At 66.3% G+C, this 1073-nt stretch carries 1 protein-coding gene; it reads left to right on the top strand.

All coding sequences use genetic code 11. The annotated features are described in order from the left end of the window. Positions 1-1073: AMP-binding protein (locus tag AWC06_RS00005; RefSeq protein WP_139819824.1), on the top strand; the 1073-nt coding region annotated here is incomplete at both ends.

Genomic DNA, 1073 nt, shown 5'->3' with positions numbered 1-1073 from the left:
ATCCTCTGGTGCGCTGAGTTTGGGCGATGTGCAGGTCTCCCCGCTGCCGGTGGATACCCGCACTGCCCGTATGGATTTGACGTTTTCGCTGGGGGAGCGTTGGAGCGAGTCTGGTGAGCCCGCCGGGATCCAGCTGGAGGTGGAGTTTCGCACCGATGTGTTCGATGCGGCCAGTATCGAGGCGTTGATCGAGCGGTTGCAGCGGGTGGTGGTGGCGCTGAGCGCCGACCCGGCTCGGCGGCTCTCGGCGGTGGATGTGTTGGATGCCGCCGAGCATGCCCGCCTGGATGGGTGGGGGAATCGGGCGGTGTTGTCCGCGCCGATGCGCGTCCCGCTGTCGATTCCGGTGGTGTTTGACGCGCAGGTGGCGCGCACCCCGCAGGCGGTGGCGATCAGCTGTGGGCGGCATTCGTGGACCTATCGCGAGGTTGAGCAGGTCGCGAACCGGTTGGCGCATCTGTTGGCCGGCCAGGGTGTGGGCGCGGGGGAGCGGGTGGCGCTGTTGTTGTCGCGGTCGGCCGAGGCCATCGTGGCGATTTTGGCGGTGCTCAAGACGGGGGCGGCCTATGTGCCGATCGATCCGGGGCATCCCGATGCCCGGATCGGGTTCATGCTCGCCGATGCGGCGCCGGCAGCCGCGATCACCACTGCGGGGCTGGCTCATCGGCTGGGCGGGCACGAGCTGGTGGTCATCGATATTGACGACCCCCGCATTGACACCTATCCGTGCACTGCTTTGCCGGCGCCGGCGTCGGAGGATATCGCGTATCTGATTTACACCTCGGGCACCACCGGTGTGCCCAAGGGGGTGGCCATCCCTCACCGCAATGTCATCGGGTTGCTGGAGTCCTTGGACGGCGATGTCGAGCCCGGAGGGGTGTGGTCGCAGTGTCATTCCTTGGCGTTTGACTTTTCGGTGTGGGAGATCTTCGGGGCGTTGCTGCGGGGTGGGCGGCTGGTGGTGGTGCCCGACGAGGTGGTGCGTTCACCGGAGGATCTGCATGCCTTGCTGGTCGGCGAGCAGGTCAGTGTGTTAAGCCAGACCCCCTCGGCGTTTTATGCGTTGCAAACCG

The organism is Mycobacterium fragae, from assembly GCF_002102185.1.
GTDB classification, from domain to species: Bacteria; Actinomycetota; Actinomycetes; order Mycobacteriales; family Mycobacteriaceae; genus Mycobacterium; species Mycobacterium fragae.
Note: the sequence above shows the minus strand (reverse complement) of the source record. Positions and strands in the feature narration are given on the sequence as shown.